The 17,075-nt window shown below is 71.2% G+C and carries 16 protein-coding genes and 2 tRNA genes; 13 read left to right on the top strand and 5 right to left on the bottom strand.

Annotated features, from left to right (window positions below):
- Positions 1-20: 20 nt before the first annotated feature.
- On the bottom strand, positions 21-1,109 hold the full coding sequence (locus tag CP975_RS11650) for a M48 family metallopeptidase (RefSeq protein ID WP_055529446.1): 1,089 nt from the start codon (positions 1,107-1,109) through the stop codon (positions 21-23).
- Positions 1,110-1,208: 99 nt separating this feature from the next.
- Here CP975_RS11650 and CP975_RS11645 point away from each other — a divergent pair, with 99 nt between their 5' ends.
- From CP975_RS11645 to CP975_RS11620, 7 genes are all read left to right on the top strand, one after another.
- Positions 1,209-1,481, top strand: coding sequence for a hypothetical protein (locus tag CP975_RS11645; RefSeq protein WP_055529448.1), 273 nt, complete (start codon positions 1,209-1,211; stop codon positions 1,479-1,481).
- An 86-nt stretch (positions 1,482-1,567) separates the two neighbouring features.
- Complete coding sequence (locus CP975_RS35015) at positions 1,568-1,732, top strand: hypothetical protein (RefSeq protein WP_164551736.1); 165 nt, start codon at positions 1,568-1,570, stop codon at positions 1,730-1,732.
- Positions 1,733-1,821: 89 nt separating this feature from the next.
- Positions 1,822-2,460 carry a nicotinate-nucleotide adenylyltransferase gene (gene nadD, locus CP975_RS11640; RefSeq protein ID WP_030783394.1) on the top strand — a complete coding sequence of 213 codons (639 nt, stop codon included), beginning with the start codon at positions 1,822-1,824 and terminating at the stop codon, positions 2,458-2,460.
- A gap of 17 nt (positions 2,461-2,477) precedes the next feature.
- A complete protein-coding gene (locus CP975_RS11635) occupies positions 2,478-4,208 on the top strand; it encodes an LCP family protein (RefSeq protein WP_249924289.1) in 1,731 nt (576 codons plus the stop codon).
- A gap of 109 nt (positions 4,209-4,317) precedes the next feature.
- A complete protein-coding gene (gene rsfS / locus CP975_RS11630) occupies positions 4,318-4,761 on the top strand; it encodes a ribosome silencing factor (RefSeq protein ID WP_030783398.1) in 444 nt (147 codons plus the stop codon).
- Positions 4,758-5,399 carry a histidine phosphatase family protein gene (locus CP975_RS11625; RefSeq protein ID WP_055529451.1) on the top strand — a complete coding sequence of 214 codons (642 nt, stop codon included), beginning with the start codon at positions 4,758-4,760 and terminating at the stop codon, positions 5,397-5,399. The genes rsfS and CP975_RS11625 overlap by 4 nt, the downstream gene beginning before the upstream one ends.
- Positions 5,400-5,529: 130 nt before the next feature.
- Positions 5,530-5,602 (top strand) — tRNA-Ala (locus tag CP975_RS11620).
- A 22-nt stretch (positions 5,603-5,624) separates the two neighbouring features.
- Here the strand turns inward: CP975_RS11620 and CP975_RS11615 are convergent.
- The gene (locus CP975_RS11615) at positions 5,625-6,677 is read right to left on the bottom strand and encodes a helix-turn-helix transcriptional regulator (protein WP_478492146.1); all 1,053 of its coding nucleotides are present in this window, start codon (positions 6,675-6,677) and stop codon (positions 5,625-5,627) included.
- Between the two features lie 102 nt (positions 6,678-6,779).
- Here CP975_RS11615 and CP975_RS11610 point away from each other — a divergent pair, with 102 nt between their 5' ends.
- The 3 genes from CP975_RS11610 (at position 6,780) to CP975_RS11600 (ending at position 8,736) form a co-directional block, all read left to right on the top strand.
- Positions 6,780-8,246: an MFS transporter gene (locus CP975_RS11610; protein WP_150476839.1), complete on the top strand. Its 1,467-nt coding sequence runs from the start codon at positions 6,780-6,782 to the stop codon at positions 8,244-8,246.
- 70 nt (positions 8,247-8,316) lie between these two features.
- Positions 8,317-8,499: a hypothetical protein gene (locus tag CP975_RS11605; protein ID WP_055529455.1), complete on the top strand. Its 183-nt coding sequence runs from the start codon at positions 8,317-8,319 to the stop codon at positions 8,497-8,499.
- Positions 8,500-8,502: 3 nt separating this feature from the next.
- The gene (locus CP975_RS11600) at positions 8,503-8,736 is read left to right on the top strand and encodes a hypothetical protein (protein ID WP_030783413.1); all 234 of its coding nucleotides are present in this window, start codon (positions 8,503-8,505) and stop codon (positions 8,734-8,736) included.
- Here CP975_RS11600 and CP975_RS11595 read toward each other — a convergent pair.
- Positions 8,705-9,919, bottom strand: a complete 1,215-nt coding sequence (locus CP975_RS11595; RefSeq protein ID WP_055529457.1) for a glycosyltransferase 87 family protein — start codon at positions 9,917-9,919, stop codon at positions 8,705-8,707. The genes CP975_RS11600 and CP975_RS11595 overlap by 32 nt on opposite strands.
- A gap of 122 nt (positions 9,920-10,041) precedes the next feature.
- On the opposite strand from CP975_RS11595, the gene CP975_RS11590 reads away from it, so the two are divergent.
- Positions 10,042-10,114 (top strand) — tRNA-Ala (locus CP975_RS11590).
- A gap of 94 nt (positions 10,115-10,208) precedes the next feature.
- Here CP975_RS11590 and CP975_RS11585 read toward each other — a convergent pair.
- Entirely contained in the window at positions 10,209-11,801 is a 1,593-nt protein-coding gene (locus tag CP975_RS11585; RefSeq protein WP_150476838.1) for an NADH-quinone oxidoreductase subunit NuoF family protein, read from the bottom strand.
- On the bottom strand, positions 11,798-12,877 hold the full coding sequence (locus CP975_RS11580; protein ID WP_246201472.1) for a cytochrome b/b6 domain-containing protein: 1,080 nt from the start codon (positions 12,875-12,877) through the stop codon (positions 11,798-11,800). The genes CP975_RS11585 and CP975_RS11580 overlap by 4 nt, the downstream gene beginning before the upstream one ends.
- Positions 12,878-13,270: 393 nt before the next feature.
- Here CP975_RS11580 and leuS point away from each other — a divergent pair, with 393 nt between their 5' ends.
- Together leuS and CP975_RS11565 are read left to right on the top strand one after the other, a co-directional pair.
- Positions 13,271-16,171 (top strand): leucine--tRNA ligase, encoded by a 2,901-nt coding sequence (gene leuS, locus CP975_RS11570; RefSeq protein ID WP_055535262.1) that lies wholly within the window; start codon positions 13,271-13,273, stop codon positions 16,169-16,171.
- Positions 16,172-16,318: 147 nt separating this feature from the next.
- On the top strand, positions 16,319-17,056 hold the full coding sequence (locus CP975_RS11565; RefSeq protein WP_055535264.1) for a hypothetical protein: 738 nt from the start codon (positions 16,319-16,321) through the stop codon (positions 17,054-17,056).
- Positions 17,057-17,075: the final 19 nt, after the last annotated feature.

Below are 17,075 nucleotides of genomic sequence, written 5' to 3'. Positions count from 1 at the left end.
CTGGTCCGGGGCGGTTTGGGCTACCTGTCGTCCGAGGGGCGGTCGCTGTCCTGCCCGCCCTGCCCCGTGAACTTCCCCCGCAGCTTGCCTCCCAGGTCGCCCGCGCCGCCCGCGATGTCGCTGACCAGCTTCATCAGCGGGTCCTTGCTGTTGCGTACGTCGTCGGCGTACGCGGAGGCGGACTGCCGGAAGGAGTCGGAGACCGAGGCGTCCTTGTCCTCCTCGCGGCGCGGATAGTGGCCGTCCATGATCCGCTGGAAGTCGCGGGACTCGGCCCACTTCTTCAGTTCGGCGGCGCGCACGGTGGCGAAGGGGTGCGTACGCGGCAGCATGTTCAGGATCTTCAGGACCGAGTCGCGCAGGTCGCCCCCGGCCTCGTACTCCTCGGCCTGCTCCAGGAACGCGTCCACGTTCATCTCGTGCAGGTGGTTGCCGCCGGCGAGCTTCATCAGGCCCCGCATGGAGGCCTTGATGTCCTGGCCGACCAGGAGGCCCGCGCGGTCCGCGGACAGCTCGGACTTGCGGAACCACTCCCGCAGCGCCGTCACGATCGCCATGATCGCGACATTGCCCAGCGGGATCCACGCGACCTTCAGCGCGAGGTTGGTGAGGAACAGCAGGATCGTGCGGTAGACGGCGTGACCGGAGAGGGCGTGGCCCACCTCGTGGCCGACGACCGCCCGCATCTCCTCCTCGTCGAGCAGTTCGACCAGGCCCGTGGTGACGACGATGATCGGCTCGTCGAGGCCGATGCACATCGCGTTCGGATTCGGGTCCTGGTTGACGTACATCGGCGGGACCTTCTCCAGGTCCAGGATGTAACAGGCGTCCCGCAGCATGGTGTTGAGGTGCGCGAACTGCGCGTCGGACACCCGTACGGAGTCCGACAGGAAAAGGAGCCTGAGGCTCCGCTCGGGCAGAAGGCCGCTGAGCGCCTTGAAGACCGTGTCGAATCCGCTGAGCCTGCGCAGGGCCACCAGGGCCGAGCGGTCCGCCGGATGCTCGTAGGCACGAGACGAGATTCCGGGGAAGCGCCTGCGCTGACGGCTGGGCACCCGCTCGTGGCCCTCGCCGTTCCCGCCGCCGCCGTGGTGGTTGCCGTCGGTCATGCCGATTCCCCCATGTGTCGTCCCCTTGTGCCCCCGAGGTGGGGTCCAGCCTAGGCGGAGATACCGTGACAGGGCAGCACACAGAAGGAGTCTTCCGTCATGGAGCACAACCCTGGGCCCGACTGGCTCATGGAAGCGGCCAAGGCCGCGCAGCAGCAGGGGCCGGGCAATCTGCTGCGGATCGTGCTGATCGTCATGGTCGTCGGGTGTGTCCTGGTGGGGTGGTTCCTGCTGCGCGGGTACCGCAGGGGCGAGGACGAGGGCGAGGGCGAGGGCCGACAGGGCGGTGACGGGCCCGGGGCCGGTGGCGACGAGCCCGGGAGCCATGGCCGCGAGGGGCGGCCGGGTGGCGGTGAGGGCCACAAGAGCTGAGTCGGCGTGAGCCGAGGCCGGGCCCCCGCTTACGATGGCCCGGAAGTCCTTATGTCCATCCCACCCCCGGATAGGTCCTGCCTGAGATGAGCCTCCACAGCACCGCCGCCCAGCTGGTCACTCTCGCCTCCGAGGGCGGCGAGCACGGCGGCGACCACGAAAGCCTCAGCCCCCTCTTCACCGGCGGCGGCGCGTTCGTCGCGCTCATGCTGCTCCTGTGGATCACCACCCGCTTCAACCGCGACCGCTAGGACGGCCGATGGCTGATGGCTGACGCCTGACGTTTTATGGCTGACGGCCGGAGCAGGGCCCCTCGACCGGGCCGGTAGGGTCTGCACGCATGGGAGAGCAGGACATGCCTACCGGTCCGGGGACCGGTCCGGTGAGCAACGGCAAGCGCCGCCTCGGCGTCATGGGCGGCACGTTCGACCCGATCCACCACGGACACCTCGTGGCGGCCAGCGAGGTCGCCGCGCAATTCCACCTCGACGAGGTGGTGTTCGTACCGACCGGGCAGCCGTGGCAGAAGAGCGACAAACAGGTGTCCGCGGCCGAGGACCGCTACCTGATGACGGTCATCGCGACCGCCGAGAACCCACAGTTCTCGGTGAGCCGCATCGACATCGACCGCGGCGGAGCGACCTACACCACGGACACGCTGCGGGACCTGCGTGCCCTCAACCCCGACACGGACCTCTTCTTCATCACGGGCGCCGACGCCCTCGGCCAGATCCTCACCTGGCGGGACACGGAAGAGCTGTTCTCCCTCGCGCACTTCATCGGGGTCACCCGGCCCGGCCACACCCTGGCCGACCCCGGACTCCCCAAGGGCGGTGTCTCCCTCGTGGAGGTCCCGGCCCTCGCCATCTCGTCCACGGACTGCCGCGCGCGGGTCGCCAAGGGTGACCCTGTCTGGTATCTGGTGCCGGACGGTGTGGTGCGTTATATCGACAAGCGCGAGCTGTACCGCGGCGAATGAGCCGAGAGGGGCACCCGGTGAACGACCGACAGTACGACCCGTATGCGGGCAGTGATCCGTATGCGGGCGAGTACGTGGGTGAGTACGCGGCCGACCAGTACGCGGCCGACCAGTACGAGGTCGTCGGGTACGACGAGTACGGGCGGCCGGTGTACCAGCAGGTGCCTCAGCAGCCGCAAGCGCCTCAGCAGCCGCAGGTGCCTCAGCAGTCTCAGGGGTACGGGTACGACCCGTATGCGGGTGGGCAGCAGCAGGGCTACGACGCCTCCTACGGCACGGGTACGGGCACGGGTACGGGCACGGGTACGTATGACTCGTACGGCGGTACGCCCGCCACCCCGTCTCCGCTCGGGCGGCCGTCCTACGAACAGGCCTGGGTGCCCCAGCAGCAGCAAGCTCAACGGCCTCAGCCCGAACCGGAGCCCGAACCGGAACGGGAGCCGCAGCCGCGTGCGTCCGAGCCCGCGCCGCATGCGTCGCGGCCCGAGTACAAGACCGAGCAGTTCTCCTTCATCGAGGAGCCGGACGAGGACTCCGAAGACGTCATCGACTGGCTGAAGTTCACCGAGAGCCGCACCGAGCGGCGCGAGGAGGCCAAGCGGCGCGGACGCTCCCGCGTCGTCGCGCTCGTCGTGGTGCTCGCCCTGGTGATCGCGGGCGGCGTCGGCTACCTCTGGTTCGCGGGCGAGCTGCCGGGCCAGTCGGACGGCAAGGGCGCCGCGGCCGACGCGTCCGGACCGCAGAAGCGCGACGTGATCGTCGTCCATCTGCACAACACCAAGGGCGGCGGCACCTCCACCGTGCTCCTGGTCGACAACAGCACCACCGGGCAGGGCGCCACCGTCCTGCTGCCCAACTCCCTCGCCGTCTCCGACGACAACGGCAGCGCGACGACGCTCGGCAAGTCCGTCGACGACGACGGTTCGACGGGCACGCGCGAGTCGATCGACACCGTCCTCGGTACCGAGGTCGAGGGCACCTGGCGCCTGGACACGCCGTTCCTGAACAACCTCGTCGAGCTCGTCGGCAACATCGACGTCGACACGAACGCCGACGTGCCCGAGCCGAAGGCGAAGAAGGGCGAAGCGCCCCTGGTGAAGAAGGGCGAGCAGCAGACCCTCAGCGGCGAGATGGCCGTCGCCTACGCCACCTACCGCGCACCGGGCGAGGACGAGAGCGCGCAGCTCGCCCGCTTCGGCCAGGTCGTGCGGGGCATCCTGCGCAAGCTGTCGTCGGACCCGCAGGGGGCCACGACCACCGTGGAGTCGCTCGGTCTGATCCTCGACCCCTCGCTCAAGGAGAAGGACCTCGGCAGCTTCCTCGCCAAGCTCGCCGACCGTGCGAAGGGCGGCGACTACAAGACGACGCTGCTGCCGGTGCGGCCGGACGGCACCCTGTCCGAGAAGGCCGGCGACAGTGTGGTCAAGGACATCCTCGGCGGCGCGGTGAAGAGCCCCGAGAACGGCGCGGCCGTGCGGGTCGGCGTCAAGAACGCCTCCGGGGCGAAGAGCGCGGCCCAGGAGGCCCGGGTCTCCCTGGTCAACGGCGGTTACGCCTTCATCGACAGCGGCGCGGGCTCCGCTGCCCAGCCCACCTCGCAGGTCACCTACGCCGACGCATCCAAGAAGGCGCAGGCCACCGAGGTCGCCAAGACCCTCGGCCTGCCGACCAGCGCGGTCCGCAAGGGCAGGACCGCACCGAACGCCGATGTGTCCGTGGTCCTCGGCCAGGACTACAAGGCGGGGTGAGAGCGGGGCGAGAGGGGGCCGGCGGAGGCGGTGACGTAATCGTCTGGGGTGCGGGCGGCGGTCCGTGAGACCCTTGAGGTGTCTTGACCATCTGAAGGAAAGCTCACCAGTGACCGCCACGGACCGCTCCATCGAGCTCATCAACGTCGCCGCCCAGGCGGCTGCCGACAAGCTCGCGCACGACATCATCGCGTACGACGTCAGCGACGTGCTGTCGATCACCGACGCCTTCCTGCTCGCCTCCGCGCCCAACGACCGCCAGGTCAAGTCGATCGTCGACGAGATCGAGGAGCAGCTGAACAAGCAGCTCGGCGCCAAGCCGGTCCGCCGCGAGGGCGACCGCGACGCGCGCTGGATCCTCCTCGACTACGTCGACATCGTGGTGCACGTCCAGCACAGCGAGGAGCGGGTCTTCTACGCCCTCGAGCGCCTGTGGAAGGACTGCCCCGAGATCGCGCTGCCCGAGGACGCCAAGGCGACCCGCGGCAAGGGCGCCGAGCACGCCGAGCAGCGGGCCGCGGAGGAGGCTGACCTGGACGGTGAGCTTCGGTGAGCAACCGCGGCTGCCGGATCATCCTGTGGCGGCACGGCCAGACGGCCTGGAATCTGGAGCGCCGCTTCCAGGGCTCCACGGACATCGAGCTGACCGAGACGGGCATCGCCCAGGCCAGGCGCGCCGCCCGGCTGCTGGCCTCCTTGAAGCCGGACGCGATCGTCGCCTCCGACCTCAAGCGGGCGGCGGCCACGGCGGGCGAGCTGGCCGCCGTCACCGGCCTCCCCGTCACGTACGAGGAGGGCCTCCAGGAGACGTACGCCGGTAAGTGGCAGGGCCTGACGCACGAGGAGATCATCGCGCGCTTCGGCGACCAGTACGCCGCGTGGAAGCGCGGCGAGCCGGTGCGCCGCGGCGGTGGCGAGCTGGAGACCGAGGTCGCCGACCGGGCCGCGCCCATCGTCCTGGGCCACGCCGAGAAGCTGCCCGACAACGGCACGCTGGTGGTGGTCAGCCACGGCGGCACCATCCGCACCACAATCGGTCGCCTCCTCGGTCTGGACTCCCATCACTGGGAAGGGCTCGGCGGGCTCTCCAACTGCTGCTGGTCGGTCCTCGGCCAGGGCGCGCGCGGCTGGCGCCTGCTCGAACACAACGCCGGCACCCTGCCGGAGCCGGTGCTCGGCGACGACGACTGAGCGCCCTCCGAGCCGCTCAGGTGGGCGGCCGGACCCGGATTTCACATTCCGGCTGGTCGCAAGCTAAAGTTCTTCTTGTTCGCCCCGCCGAGCGGGGCGAAACATCACGCGGCTCCGCCGCGTGGCACAAGGGGCTATAGCTCAGTTGGTAGAGCGCCTGCATGGCATGCAGGAGGTCAGGAGTTCAATTCTCCTTAGCTCCACAGTCCGGAAATCCCGTCCCCGTCAGGGGGCGGGATTTTCTCTTCCCGCCCCTCTCCTCAGGCGCCCCCTCCTCAGCCGCCTCTCCCGCAGCTCGGCCGTGTGCCGTCGGCTCTCGTCGTCGTCCGGGGTGTAGACGACGATCCGGGACTCGGGCATGCCGTTGATGCTCAGGGAGACCGACGACATGCGCAGCTCGCCGATCGCCTTGTGCCGGAACGTCTTCACCCGAGGCCCGGGCGGCAGCACATCGCCGCTCTTCCAGAGCTGCGCGAAGTACGGGCTCGCGGCGGACAGGGCGTGGAGGAAGCCCTCCCATTCGGGCTCACCCACATGCCGTCCGTACGCGCTGCGCAGGGTCGCCACCATCACCGGCAGCTCCGCGTCGCGGAAGACCAGCGGGCAGTCCCGCGCGGGCACGGTGAACAGCGACCACAACACGTTCGCGACGCCACTTGTGGGGGGCTGTTCGATGAGGAACAGATCGCGGTAGGCGGGGTTGGTGGCGAGGATGTCGTAGCGCGCGTTGTAGACCACTGCGGGGTGCGGGTCCACGGCGTCGATGATGCCCTGGATCTCCGGGGCCACCGCCCCCGCCGCCGCCTCGCGGTCCGGGGCGTACGGCACCTCGGCCAGGTGGTACAGATGCTCGCGCTCGGGCCGGTCCAGGCGCAGGGTGCGTGCCACGGCGTCCAGGACCTGGGGCGACGCGTTGATCGGACGGCCCTGTTCGAGCCAGGTGTACCAGGTGACGCCGACTCCGGAGAGCTGGGCGACCTCCTCGCGGCGCAGCCCCGGAGTGCGGCGGCGCAGGCCCGGGGCCATGCCCACGTCGGCCGGTGTCACCCGGGCCCTGCGGCCGCGCAGGAAGGCGGCCAGCTCGGGCCGGCGCCGTTGGGCGGTCGGGGGCTGTGTCTGGTCCGGCGGGCGCTGCGGGGCGGCCGCCTGTGTCTGGTCCGGCGGGCGCTGCGAAGTCGCCGCCGGTGAGTCCTCTGCTCGCCGTAGCTGGGCCGCTGTCTGCCGCGCCCGCTCCTGTGCCTGTCCTCGGATCCCGGTCGTCCCCGTCATCGTCGTCACGCCCCCATCGTCCGCGCCCGCCCCGGCCCCTGCCAGGTGCTGTCAGTACCAGCATCAGCGGGCTCTCGTTACCCGTACTCGATCGTCCGCACGCTCGACGGCATGACGACGACCACCTCACCCGCCCCCGCGGGTTCAACTCCCGCACCCAGTAAAGCCCCCGGCACTGACAATCGCCGCGGACGGTTCCTCGCGGTCGTGCTGGCCGCCCAGTTCATGGCGCTGCTCGACGTCTTCATCGTCAATGTCGCGGCCCCCACCATCCGCACCGAACTGCACGCGTCCGGCGCCGGGTTGCAGCTGGTCATCGCCGGCTACACCATCACGTACGCGGTGCTCCTGATCACCGGCGCCCGGCTCGGCGACCGCCTCGGGCACCGGCGGATGTACCTCGTGGGCCTCGCGGTCTTCACCGTGGCCTCGCTCGCCTGCGGACTCGCCCGTGGTGCCGGGGAGTTGACCGCCTTCCGGCTGCTCCAGGGCGCGGGCTCCGCCGTCCTTATCCCGCAGGTGCTCAGCCTGATCCAGCGGAACTTCGTCGGCGAGGCGCGGGTGAAGGCGCTCGGCGCGTACTCGGCGGTCCTCGCGACCGGTGCCGCCGCCGGACAGGTGCTCGGCGGGGTCCTCGTCAGCGCCGACCTGTTCGGCACCGGTTGGCGGCCGGTGTTCCTGGTGAACGTGCCGGTCGGCGTGGTCCTGCTCCTCCTCGCGGTGCGCGTGCTGCCGCGCGACGACGCCGCGGAGCGCGCGGCGGGGCGGGCGCGCGGCCTCGATCTGCCGGGGCTGGTGCTGCTCGGCGCCGCCGTGTCGCTGTTCACCGTGCCGCTGGTACTCGGCGAGGAGGAGGGCTGGCCGCTGTGGTCCTGGCTCTCACTGACCGCCGCCGCGCTCCTCTTCGCGCTGTTCTGCGCCTACGAGTCGCGGCTCGCCCGGCGGGGCGGGGCGCCGCTGGTCGCGCCGCGGGTCCTGCGGACCCCGGGCATGGGCCTCGCGGTGTTCCGGGTCACCGCGGTGATGGCCGCCAACGCGGGCTTCCTGTTCGTGCTCACCCTGCACGTCCAGGGCGGCCTCGGCCACAGCGCGCTGCGCGCCGGTCTCACCTTCGCGCCGACCGCCGCGGTCTTCGGCCTGGTCGGCCTGACCTGGCGCCGCTGGCCTCAGGCGGTCCAAGGGGCGCTGATTCCCGGCGGTTTCGCGCTGACCGCCGTGTCGACGGCCGCCGTGGGTCTTCTGCTGCGCGACGGCGGCGACGGCGGGCTCTGGCTGTACGGGGCTTTCGTCGGCGTCGGCGCGGGGCTCTCGCTCGGCTTCGGGCCGACGCTCACACGGGCGCTCGCCACGGTGCGCGCCGAGGACGCGGCCGACGCCAGCGGCCTCCTCGCCACGGTCACGCAGCTCGGCCAGCTGACCGGAGTCGCCTGCTTCGGAGCACTCTTCTTGAACCGGCTTGAGTCGCAGGGGGGCTCCGGGGCGTATTCATCCGGGAGCGCGCTCCTTGTGTGCTGCTACGCGCTCTCGGCGGTGGCCGTGCTCGGCGCCGTGTCCGGACTGGTACGAATGCCTCGCTGACCGGGCCGCTCGGAGCGTGGCAGAATCGGACAGCCGGAAGGTGACGCAGCCCGACGGGAGGGAGAGCGCGATGCCTGCGAGCATCCTCGAAGAGGTCGACCGCCTCTTCGACGAGGCGGCGACACGAGAACGTGCCGCGCTCGGCGCCCTCCTCAACTGCCCTTCCTGCGGCTCGGCCCACGTCGCCCAGGTACTCGGTGACAACGGCGGGGTCAGTTATGTCTGCACCGCCTGCGGCCACAGCTGGAGCTGATCGATGGGTGCACACAGGCGGAAATGCGATTGGTGCGGCAGTGGCACACCCATCGTCCGCGACATGGAGCCGGTCAACAACGAGTACCAGTACTGGTGCGAGGAGTGTGCGCGGGCGCTGATCATAAAAGGCGACCCCATCGAGACCTACCGCGAGCTCGAAGGGGAGCCGATCTACGGTCGGCTGCTCGACGAGCACTGCACCCTCAAGCGGTTCTACTCGTTCGCCACCGCATGACGCCGACCAGCAGAAACCCCAAAGCGGTCACTACGTAGAGGGCGGACAGCATCATCTGGCCATAATTCTGGCCGAGTTCGAGCCGCCCCGCCCCATGCGGCACCCACCACAAGGCGTACGAGCAGAAGACCAGGGACGCGGCTCCGGTGGCCGCCCACCGAGCCCAGCCCCCGCGGCGGGCCGCCTCGGCCCCCATGAGGAGCACCATCGGCACGCACCACACCCAGTGGTGCGACCACGACACCGGGCTCACCAGGAGCGCCGTCGCCGCACAGCAGAGCGCGGCCCGGGCCCGCTCCCCGCGCAGCGCGGCGGCCACCGCGACCGCCAGGCCGAGCGCGCAGCACGCCGCCGCGACCGCCGCCCACCACGCGCCGGGCTCCGGGGTGTGCAGGAGCCGGGCGAGGACACCGCGCAACGACTGGTTCGCGGTGTCCTCCGCGAGCCCGACCCGGCCCGCGTCGAAGACCATCCGGGTCCAGAACCGCCACGAGTCGTAGGGCAGGACGGCGGCCGCGAGGAGCGTCGCGCCCGCGAACGAGACGGCCGCCACGCACGCGTGGCGCACCGCGGGCCGCCACACACCGCGCCGCAGTGCCTCGGCGCCCCCGGTCAGCAGCAGGAACACCGCGAAGAGCGCGGGAGTGAGCTTGATCGCCGCGGCGACGCCGATGCCCAGGCCCGCCCAGCGGTGGCCGGGACGCCGGGACAGGTCCCACAGGACGAGGACGGCGAGCAGCAGGTTGACCTGTCCGTAGCGCAGGGTCGTCCACACCGGCTCGCACCAGACGGCGAGCGCGGACACCCACAGGGTGTTCTCCACGCGCGCGTGCCGGGCTTCACCGACGAACCGCAGGGAGAGCGATACGAACGCGACGAGGAGGAGCAGGTTCCCGAGCGTCGCGAGCGTGCGCATGTCCGGAATGTCCAGGAGCGTCAGTGGGGTGAACAGGAGCGCGGCGAACGGCGGGTAGGTCGTCGGCAGACGGGCTTCGGTGGTGCGCAGGGCGTACAGGTCGCCGCCCGCGCGCACGGTCGCGCCCTCGGCCCGGTAGACCATCAGGTCGATCATCGAGACGTCGGCGGCGCGCTGGGCCAGCCAGAAGGCCGTGAACGAGAGCAGGCAGGCCCCGGCGGCCAGGGGCACGCGGCGGCGGGCGGCGGCGAACGCGATCACGGTCACGGAGGCTGACAGTACCGGCCTTATCGGGCGGTATCGGCCCAGACCGGAAACGATTTGGTGGAGCACCGGGATGACCGTGTAATGTTGGCGGAGCCGCCGGGGAAACCGGGCGGACACAGCAAGGGGCTATAGCTCAGTTGGTAGAGCGCCTGCATGGCATGCAGGAGGTCAGGAGTTCAATTCTCCTTAGCTCCACAGCACATGAGAGCGGGCCACCCGGATCGGGTGGCCCGCTCTCATTTCTTTGTCGTTCCTCTCTGCCGTCCCGCTGTCGTCGCGGCCCTTCTTGTCACTGCCGTCCGCTGCCCAGCGCCCTGCGGCGCCGACCGGGCGGGAGCGCGGCGGGCCGCTCGGGACGGGCTGGGGGTGCCGCCTCCGGGTCCTCCTCGATGCGCAGGGCGAGCGCCGGGCAGCGGCGCACGGCGCGGGAGGCGCGCGCTTCGGAGTAGCGCGGTACGGCGGCCTCCGCCACGGCGGGGAAGCCGTCAGGACCGAGCTGGATCAGCTCCGGGACGATATCCGCGCACAGGCCGTGCCCCTGGCAGAGCGTCCAGTCGACGGCCAGCTTGCGGCCACTGGGCGCCTGGGCCGGGGGAGCCTCCGCCTGGAGGGGCAGGACACCCGTCACGGGACGGCCGCAGCCATGGCCCAGGACATGCGCCGCGAGGTCGTCGGTGAACGCCGTGATCGACGACTCCAGGAAGGCCGCCGAGCCGTCGGGATGCTTGCAGGCACCGCGCCTCTTCACGGCACGGGTCACCTCGCGCAGCGCTTCGAGGGCGGTCGGGCCGCCCCCGTCCAGGACATCCGCGAGGCCGCGCGCCGCCGCCGGGAGGCCGAGGTAGCAGGGGCCGCACTGGCCGGAGCTCTCGGCGGCGAGCCAGTGCGCGACGCGCAGCGACTCCCCGAGGGGGCAGGTGTCCTCGCCGATCGGCAGGATCGCGCCCGCGCCGAGCGCGCCTCCGCAGGCCTCCAGGGAGGCGCGGGAGACGACCGCGTCGTGCGCCGTGACGCTGTCGAGCCACTTGCCGTGGTACCCGCCCGTCAGCACGCCCTGGGGGAGCGGTGGGGCGCCGGCGAGCTGAAGGACGTACCGCAGGGGCACGCCCGTGGGCACCTCGACGACCATCGGCCGGGCGACCGCTCCGGAGAGGGTCAGCAGGACCGTGCCCGGCTCGTCGCGCAGGCCGGTGCGGCAGTAGCGGTCCGCTCCGGTCCGGGCGGCGATGGCGAGCTGCGCGAAGGTCTCCGCGTTGGAGAGCAGGGTGGGCGCGCCGCCCACTCCGGAGTCGGACGTACGCACCTTGCGGCCCGGCGGCAGCGGGGGGCCGCCGTCGGCCGAGCGCACCAGGGCGGAGGACTCCCCGGTGACCATCCGTACCGGATTGCGCTGCACGCGCGCGCGGAGCGCCGATCCGCGGCGGTTGCCGAGGCCGCGCTCGGCGAGGGCGTTGCTCATCGAGGTCTCGGTGGAGTCGCGCGTCACGCCGATGACGAGGGTGCGGGCGCCGATGGCCTCCGCGGCGAGCAGGGCGCCGTCCAGGATCAGGTGTGGGGCGCGGTTGATCAGGACGGTGTCCTTGCGGCAGGCCGGCTCGTCCTCGCTGCCGTTGACGACCACCACGGGGCGCACGCCGCGGCGTATCGCCGCGTCGGCGACGGCCCGCAGTTTCCGGGCGAAGGGGAAGCCGGCGCCGCCCCGGCCGCGCAGCGCGATCTGCTCGGCGAGGCGGGCGAGCGGCTCGCCCGCCATCGGTTCCAGGGGGCCGTGCACCTTCAGATGCATGGTCAGGTCCAGGCGTTCGACCAGGTCGAAGCCGGATGTGAGGAGGGGGAGACCGACGACGCGGACTTCGGGGACGTCGGGTAGCGGCGCGTTCAAGGATGGCCTCCGGTGCCGGCGTTCCAGGGCTCGCCCGAGCTGGGGGCCTGGAAGGGCCGGGGCAGCGGTTCGGTGGCGGGGCCGCTGTCGTACGCGGTGTCGTAGTCGTAGGTGAGGTGGTAGACGGGCTGGGGCGTGGTGTCGTACGTGGGCTGGGGCGCCACGTACGGGGACTCGGCGGGCGGGGGCGGGCAGGGGACGGGCCAGCCTTCCGCGGGCTCGGCGCGGGGCGCGTGGCGTGGCGGCTCGGCCAGTGCGCGGTAGGCCGCGGAGATGCCGACGACGGGGTCGGGGGCGGCCGTGAAGTCAGGGGCCGTGCCGGGGAGCGGGCTGGAGGCGGTGTCCCGCGTGGGTGGCCGGCCGCGGGGCGGAGCCCCCCGGTCGGGTTCCAGCAGGGCCAGGATCCGGGAGGCGACCATCCGCTTGATCGGCGGCGGCGCCGCGCGCAGTGCGACGGCCCCGGCGACCGCGACCAGGCACAGGCAGTACAGGGTGATCACCCACGGCTTCGGCGGGCGGCCCGCGTACAGGCCGTGGATCAGCGCCGCGCACCAGGCGGGGTAGGCCAGCATGTGCAGCGACCGCCAGCGCGAGGCGATCCGCGCGGGGGAGGCGAAGGCGCTGCGCAGGGCGCCGGTGACGCTCGTGGCCACCATGAGCAGGCCCGCGAGCGAGCCGAGGCCGATCAGCCCGGCGGTGCCGGTGACACCGAGCCCGAAGGGCACGAGGGCGCCGAGGAGCGACACGTGGTCCAGGGCGACCTTGACGGTGCCGTGCAGCAGCAGGAAGCCGACGGAGGCGACCGCTGTGGCCCGGTGCACGGCCTGGGCGAGCAGTCGCTGGCGCGAGCGCAGGAAGAGACGGTCGGTGGCGACCAGGCCCCAGACCACGGCGGCGGTGAGGGAGACCAGGCACAGGACGCCGGTGGTGAAGTCCAGGGCGGCCCGGAAGGCGTCGCTGCCCACGACGACGAGCAGGGGTATCAGGAGCAGGGCTCCGGTGCCGAGCAGACGGCGCTGGAGCTGCGCTCCGGTGCCGAGAGGACGGCTCTGGCGATGAGGGTGCAGAGGGTTCATGGGGCGGCTCCGAAATGGTTCGGTCCGCCGCATGCTAAGTCGCTCCATACCAGTGGGTACGGGGTTTGAGTTATTGCGTTGTTATCAAAGTGCGATGCGGTCTTGGTGTTGCCCCGATAGTGGGCGGTACGCGGAGTAACCATTGGCCAAGGCTCGGCGGGAGGGGCCTCGCCGCCGCCCGCGTGACCTCGTCGCGGGCCGCGCGGGCGCTGCGGTACCCTGACGCCATGCGTGCCGTACGCCTTCTGCTTAGCGGGCCGCGCTGATCAGTCCCGACCGCCGGTGAATCGCGGTCGGAATCGGCGCGGCGTCCCCTCCTGTGCGAGGGGCTTTTTCATTTGGCCAGCACGGTCAATTCCGTAGGCAGAGACGATCGATGGAGCTTTGAGGATCATGAGCGAGACGAATTCTGCTGCCGCCTCCGAGGTGGCCGCGCCGCACCGCTACACGGCCGCTCTGGCCGCTGAGATCGAGGCACGCTGGCAGGACTTCTGGGACGCCGAGGGCACCTACGAGGCGCCGAACCCGAGCGGTGACATGGCCGCGCGGGACGAGGCGCAGGCCGCGCTGGTCGCCAAGCCCAAGAAGTTCATCATGGACATGTTCCCGTACCCCTCCGGAGCGGGCCTGCACGTCGGCCACCCCCTGGGGTACATCGCCACGGACGTCTTCGCGCGCTTCCAGCGCATGACCGGCCACAACGTCCTGCACACCCTGGGCTTCGACGCGTTCGGCCTGCCCGCCGAGCAGTACGCCGTGCAGACGGGCACGCACCCCCGGGTCTCCACCGAGGCCAACATCGAGAACATGAAGGCCCAGCTGCGCTCCCTGGGTCTGGGGCACGACAAGCGGCGTTCGTTCGCGACGATCGACCCGGACTACTACAAGTGGACCCAGTGGATCTTCGTCCAGATCTTCAACTCCTGGTACGACGCCGACGCCAGGAAGGCCCGCCCGATCGCCGACCTGGTCGCGCAGTTCGACAGCGGTGAGCGTGCGGTACCGGGCTCCACGCGCGCGTGGAGCGAGCTGAACGCCTCGGAGCGCGCCGAGGTGCTGAGCCAGTACCGCCTGGCCTACGCCTCCGACGCGCCCGTCAACTGGTGCCCGGGCCTGGGCACCGTCCTGGCCAACGAGGAGGTCACCGCCGACGGCCGCTCCGAGCGCGGCAACTTCCCCGTCTTCAAGGCCAAGCTGCGCCAGTGGAACATGCGCATCACCGCGTACGCCGACCGCCTGCTGGACGACCTGGACGCGCTGGACTGGCCCGACGCCATCAAGCTCCAGCAGCGCAACTGGATCGGCCGCTCCGAAGGCGCGCGGGTCAACTTCCCCGTGGGCACCGAGGGCGACGCGATCACCGTCTTCACCACCCGCCAGGACACCCTGTTCGGCTCGACCTACATGGTCCTGGCGCCTGAGCACGAGCTGGTCGACAAGGTCATCCCGGCGGCCTGGCCCGAGGGCACCCACGAGGTGTGGACCGGCGGTCACGCCACTCCCGCCGAGGCCGTCGCCAAGTACCGCGCCTTCGCCGCGTCGAAGTCCGACGTCGAGCGCCAGGCCGACGCCAAGGAGAAGACCGGCGTCTTCACCGGCGTCTACGCCACCAACCCGGTCAGCGGCGAGCAGGTGCCGGTCTTCATCGCCGACTACGTCCTGATGGGCTACGGCACCGGCGCGATCATGGCCGTCCCGGCGCACGACAGCCGCGACTTCGCCTTCGCGCGCGCCTTCCACCTGCCGATGCGCTGCGTGGTCGAGCCGTCGGACGGCCGCGGCACCGACACCGCCACCTGGGACGACGCTTTCGTCTCGTACGAAGCGAAGCTGATCAACTCCGCTAACGCGGAGTTCTCCCTGGACGGCCTGGACGTCGTCGACGCCAAGGCGCGCATCACCGGCTGGCTGGCCACGCGCGGCATCGGCGAGGGCACCGTCAACTTCCGCCTGCGCGACTGGCTGTTCAGCCGCCAGCGCTACTGGGGCGAGCCGTTCCCGATCGTCTACGACGAGGACGGCGTCGCCCACTCGCTGCCCGAGTCGATGCTGCCCCTGGAGCTGCCGGAGGTCGACGACTACTCGCCGCGCACCTTCGACCCGGACGACGCGGACACCTCCCCGGAGACCCCGCTGTCCCGCAACGAGGACTGGGTCAACGTCACCCTGGACCTGGGCGACGGTCCGAAGAAGTACCGCCGCGAGACCAACACGATGCCCAACTGGGCCGGTTCATGCTGGTACGAACTGCGCTACCTGGACCCGCGCAACGACCAGCAGCTGGTCGACCCCGCCGTCGAGCAGTACTGGATGGGCCCGCGCGCGGGGCAGCCGACCGGCGGCGTCGACCTGTACGTGGGCGGCGCCGAGCACGCGGTGCTGCACCTGCTGTACGCGCGTTTCTGGTCCAAGATCCTGTTCGACCTGGGGCACATCTCGTCCGCCGAGCCGTTCCACAAGCTCTACAACCAGGGCATGATCCAGGCGTACGTCTACCGGGACAGCCGCGGTTTCCCGGTGCCGGCGACCGAGGTCGAGGAGCGCGACGGGAAGTTCTTCTTCGAGGGCGAGCCCGTCAAGCGCGAGCTGGGCAAGATGGGCAAGTCCCTGAAGAACGCCGTCACGCCGGACGAGATCTGCGACGAGTACGGCGCGGACACCCTGCGCCTGTACGAGATGGCGATGGGCCCCCTGGACGTGTCGCGCCCCTGGGACACCCGTGCGGTCGTCGGCCAGTACCGCCTGTTGCAGCGCCTGTGGCGCCTGATCGTCGACGAGTCGACCGGTGAGGTCACCGTCGCGGACGTCGCCGAGGCCGACATCGACGAGGCCACGCTGCGCGCCCTGCACAAGGCGATCGACGGGGTCCGCCAGGACCTGGACGGCATGCGGTTCAACACCGCCATCGCCAAGATCACCGAGCTGAACAACCACCTGACGAAGGCGGGCGGCGCGGTGCCGAGGTCCGTCGCCGAGCGCCTGGTGCTGCTGATCGCGCCGCTTGCCCCGCACGTCGCCGAGGAGCTGTGGCGCAAGCTGGGCCACGCCGAATCGGTCGTCCACCAGGACTTCCCGGTCGCCGACCCGGCGTACGTCGTGGACGAGTCCGTGACCTGCGTCGTGCAGATCAAGGGCAAGGTCAAGGCGCGCCTGGAGGTACCGCCGTCGATCTCCGACGCGGAACTGGAAAAGGTGGCCCTGGCCGATGAGAAGGTCGTGGCCGCACTGGACGGCGCGGGCATCCGCAAGGTGATCGTGCGGGCTCCGAAGCTGGTGAACATCGTTCCGGCGTAGCGGGCCGGCCCCTGCCGGGTCAGTGGCATAGGGGTCTTCCCTTAAGGGCAGGTTGGGGGTCCGGATGGAACCTCCGGCCTGCCTTCTCCGTTTACGGTGGAGGGGTCACCGCGGGAGCGGATCGGACCGGACTCGGAGAGGGGCGTCATGGAAGCCGTGGGCGTGATCGTGGCGCTGCTCGTCGTGCTGTTCCTGGTGCTGGGGGTGTATGCCACGGTGAAGGTCGTGAAGGCCGCCAAGCGGGGTGTGGACCGCACCATCTCGGAGGCCCGCCGCACGGTGGAGGACACCACCCTTCGCGCGAAGAGCTTCACCCAGATCGGCGCCGCGGGCGAACTGGCCCAGCTGCGGCTGTCGTTGCGCACGTCGATGCGGGCCACGCAGGACGTCCTGAAGGCGGGCGCCGTCGAGGACGCCTCCCTGAAGGAGTCCCTCGGCCTGTTCGAACGGCTCAGCGCGCACGGGCACGAGCTGGACGGCGAGCTGCGGCGGCTGGAGCGTGACCCGGACAAGGCGGCCCTGGCCGAGCGGCTCCCCGAGCTGAGGGAGCGTACGGAACAGATCACCAAGGCGGCGGACTCGCTGCGGTGGTCGGCGCGCGACCGTGCCCACCGGTTCGCGGGCGACGACCTGGACTCGTTGAGCACGCAGATCGACATGGAGGCGGGCGCCCTGCGGCACTGGGCGACGGAGCCGCCCCCCGCGCAGGCCCCCGAAGCCTGGCCCGAGCCCGCCGCCGCGCAGCCCGGCAAGGACGCGGAGCAGACCTGGTCCGAGCCCTCACCGCAGGCGCCCCAGGAGCCCACGCGTCCGGCGATCACGCCGCCTTCGCAGACGCCCACGTATCCATGGGAGAAGAAGGCCAAGCCCGAGAGCACGACCTGAGCCGCCCATGACGCGGGGC

Source organism: Streptomyces alboniger (assembly GCF_008704395.1).
Lineage (GTDB): Bacteria > Actinomycetota > Actinomycetes > Streptomycetales > Streptomycetaceae > Streptomyces > Streptomyces alboniger.
Note: the sequence above shows the minus strand (reverse complement) of the source record. Positions and strands in the feature narration are given on the sequence as shown.